The sequence below is a fragment of the Spirosoma utsteinense genome, assembly GCF_014282275.1.
GTDB classification, from domain to species: domain Bacteria; phylum Bacteroidota; class Bacteroidia; order Cytophagales; family Spirosomataceae; genus Spirosoma; species Spirosoma utsteinense.
In genome coordinates, this window is the sequence record NZ_VFIA01000146.1 from 1 (window position 1) to 1,146 (window position 1,146).

At 50.3% G+C, this 1,146-nt stretch carries 2 protein-coding genes; both read right to left on the bottom strand.

Annotation, left to right across the window (positions count from 1 at the left end):
* Positions 1-9: 9 nt before the first annotated feature.
* Positions 10-822: an IS630 family transposase gene (locus FH603_RS28150; RefSeq protein ID WP_235985668.1), complete on the bottom strand. Its 813-nt coding sequence runs from the start codon at positions 820-822 to the stop codon at positions 10-12.
* Between the two features lie 56 nt (positions 823-878).
* Entirely contained in the window at positions 879-1,082 is a 204-nt protein-coding gene (locus FH603_RS28155) for a helix-turn-helix domain-containing protein (RefSeq protein ID WP_186742692.1), read from the bottom strand.
* Between the last annotated feature and the right edge of the window lie 64 nt (positions 1,083-1,146).

Here is a 1,146-nt window from a genome sequence, read left to right on the forward strand (position 1 = left end):
TTATAGATGTCAAGAAAAAGGTTTGCAAAAACTGATTGCACTTTTGGGTGGTAATGCCCTTAACAAAATGTCCTCCATCCACTGTTTGGCCAAACTACTGCTTGCCGTCAATTCGATAAACCAGCCTTGAACTAAGTTACGTAATTGGTCTAGAGAGTCCATCAGACCCCACTCACTAATGCGTCGCTTAATCCCTTTCCAAACCCCTTCAATGGGATTCAAGTCCGGGGCATAGGGCAGATTATAAACCAAATAAATCTGGTGTCGACGAGCGGCCGCTTCTACGGCAACCGTTTTATGGGCAGGCAGGTTGTCCCATAACACCACTACCGCTTCATAATCACCATGTAACGCTCTAATTTTAGGAAATAAAGCACGAAAGGACTCCGCCGATGAGTCCGCCAAGGGTTGGCAGTAGTCCATCCCGTTAAGGGCTAGAAACCCGAACGTATTGGCCCGTTGTTTATCGGTATTGACCACCCGCTCCGCTTTGCCGATGGACCACAGCCGAGCGGTATTGGCACTGAGTTGGGGGCTAGACTCATCGGCAAAGCCAAAGGCCACGCGATCCAGATCATAGCCCATGGCCTGCAAGCCATCAAAAGTGGCTTTGAGTCGCTCAATCAGGGCTTCCTTGGCCTGAGGTGCACGACGGACTGAAACGGGGCGGGGTTTGTAGTAACGTAGGCCCAGTTCGTGTAATACCACTGGCAGGTAATGCGGGTGGTAGGTCACACCTGTCTGTTCCCGTAAGGCGGTGGCGAGTTGTGGCCGGGTAAAATGAGCCAGAGGCTGGGCATGGAGGTATTCCACAAAGGCCATTCGTTGCTGTGGGCTGAGGGGGGAATCTCTGCCGGATCGGCCCGCGGAGTTGTTTGTCAGGGCTTTTTTTTTAGCTGATTCCAGTCAGAGAGCCATTGGTAGAGGGTTCGAGCGGGCACGTTGGTGAGGGCGGCCACTTGCTCCACATTCTGGTGTTGGTCAAGCAGTTTGATAGCTAGTGCCTTGAAGTCAGAGCTATAGGTTGGTTGCTCATGAATGAACTCATCCAGCAAATGAGCATCTTCTACTAGCTTACGCATGATTGGAGTTTGTTTGAGTTATGCTGAACCTAAATTGCAAACCTTTTTCCTAATGTCTATAATT